The sequence below is a fragment of the Xanthomonas sp. SHU 166 genome (assembly GCF_000364685.1).
GTDB lineage: Bacteria > Pseudomonadota > Gammaproteobacteria > Xanthomonadales > Xanthomonadaceae > Xanthomonas_A > Xanthomonas_A sontii.
The window spans coordinates 1-2,335 of the sequence record NZ_AQOJ01000766.1; the positions used below are offsets into that span (position 1 = coordinate 1).

The following is a 2,335-nucleotide window of genomic DNA, read 5'->3' on the forward strand; positions in this document are numbered from 1 at the left end:
ATCGTCGGGCCGCTCCTGGGCACGCTGGTCGTCGGTCTGCCGTTGGCGTTTTCCTGGACGTGGGGGCAGCCCGGCGGCTTCGGCGATGCGCTGCCGCTTTTCCTGCTCATGGCGTTGATGTCCTGCATCTTCGGCGCGTTGCCGGGGCTGTTGACCGGCCTGTTCGCCGCCTATGCCTGGCCCCGCCTGCGTGGCTGGCGCGCGCATCTGCTGGTGGGGGTGATCGGTGCCGCCATGTCGGCCGTCTGCGTCGGTGCGCTCATCGCCTGGATCAACAGCCACCGCGACGCGTTCCGCGAGCCCGGCAGCTGGCTGGGATCTTGCGTGCTTGCCGGGGGCGTCGGCGCCATGCTGCTCTCGCTGGCGCTGGATCGGCTGCGCGGACGCTGAGCGCTGCCGCGGCCCGGCCGGTGCTGGCCTGCGGCCGCAGGGCGCCAGCCGGCCCGCGGGCTCCAGCCACGGAAGTCCCGGGCGAGCGTCCATTTCCTCGCGCGTCCCTGCTACGCCCACGCGCAGCGGCACGCGGCATGCGCGGGGATGATGGCGCGCCCCACGACATCAGCGCTCGAACGACCGCGCGCGCCCAAACCGCCCCGGCCCCTGCCGATCGCCTGGCCGCGCCGCTACACTCGAGGTTCTTTGTGTCTGCCGAGGGAACTCCGTGAAACGACCGATCGTGAGCCTGCTGGCGCTTGCGCTGTCCGGCGCCAGCCTGGCGGCACCGCCGCCCGCACCGACCTTCGACACCAAGCGCTTGTCCGCCGACGTCAAGACACTGGCCTCCGACGCCTACGAGGGCCGCGCCCCGGGCTCGGTGGGCGAGGAGAAGACCGTGGCCTATCTGAGCGCGCAGTTCCAGGCGGCCGGCCTGCAGCCCGGCGGCGACCTGCGCGACGGCAAGCGCCTGTGGACCCAGGCGGTGCCGCTGCGCCGCGCCGACATCGTCGGTACGCCGCAGCTGGCCATCGCCAGCGGCGACCAGCGCCAGGCCCTGACCCAGGGCCAGCAGATCGCCGTGCGCGCCGCGCTCGACGGCAGCAGCCAGGTGACCCTGGACGGCGCACCGCTGGTGTTCGTCGGCTACGGCGTCAAGGCGCCCGAGCGCGGCTGGGACGACTTCAAGGGCGTGGATCTGAAGGGCAAGATCGCGGTGGTGCTGATCAACGACCCCGATTTCGAGACCGGCAAGGGCGCGTTCGACGGCAAGGGCATGACCTACTACGGCCGCTGGACCTACAAGTTCGAGGAAGGCGCGCGGCAGGGCGCGGCCGGCGTGCTGATCGTGCACGAGACCGCACCGGCGTCCTACGGCTGGGCCACCGTCGCCAACTCCAACACCAACAGCATGTTCGACGTGGTCCGCGACGATCCCAAGTCGGTGCACCCGGAGCTGGAGGGCTGGATCCAGCGCGACCTGGCGGTGGACCTGTTCAAGCGCGCCGGGCTGGATTTCGATGCGCTGAAGAAGCAGGCGCAATCGCGCGACTTCAAGCCGGTGGAGCTGAAGGGCGAGCGCCTGTACGCCGACTACGCGGTGAAGTCGGAGGTGATCACCTCGCACAACGTGGTCGCGCGCCTGCCCGGCAAGACCCGGCCGGACGACACCCTCATCTACACCGCGCACTGGGATCACCTGGGCGTGGGCGCACCCGACGCCAAGGGCGACCGCATCTTCAACGGCGCGCTGGACAACGCCAGCGGCGTCGCCGCGCTGCTGGAACTGGCCCGCGCCTTCGCCAAGGGCCCGGCGCTGCAGCGCTCGGTGGTGTTCATGGCGGTCACCGCCGAGGAGAAGGGCCTGCTCGGCTCGGAGTACTACGCCTCCAAGCCGCTGTATCCGCTGGCGCGCACGGTGGCGGTGATCAACATGGACGGCATGAGCCCGTTCGGGCCCTCGCGCGATTTCGGCATCTACGGCACCGCCAAGCTGGAACTGCTCGACGACCTCAAGCGCGTGGCCAAGGGCTGGGACCTGCGCTACACGCCCGATCCGAAGCCGGAAGCCGGCTACTTCTTCCGCTCGGATCACTTCTCCTTCGCCAAGCGCGGCGTGCCGGCGCTGTCCTTCGCCGCCGGCCAGGACTGGGTGGACGGCGGCGTGGCGGCCGGCAAGGCCGCCTCGGACGACTACACCGCCAAGCGCTACCACCAGCCCGGCGACGAATGGCAGCCGAACTGGACCTTCGCCGGCGCCGCGCGCGACATGCAGGTGCTGTACACGCTGGGCGAGGAACTGGCCAATTCGACGCAGTGGCCGAACTGGAGCCGCGACTCCGAGTTCCGCGCCACCCGCGACGCCAGCGCCGCACAGCGCCAAGCCGCGCCCGCCAAGTGA

General features: G+C 71.0%; 2 protein-coding genes. Both read left to right on the plus strand.

Going from position 1 to position 2,335, the window contains the following annotated elements:
• A partial coding sequence (locus tag D180_RS17800) for a hypothetical protein (RefSeq protein ID WP_043091283.1) occupies nt 1–390 on the plus strand: 390 nt, incomplete at its 5' end.
• Nucleotides 391–661: 271 nt separating this feature from the next.
• Nucleotides 662–2,335, plus strand: a complete 1,674-nt coding sequence (locus D180_RS17805; protein WP_043091284.1) for a M28 family metallopeptidase — start codon at nt 662–664, stop codon at nt 2,333–2,335.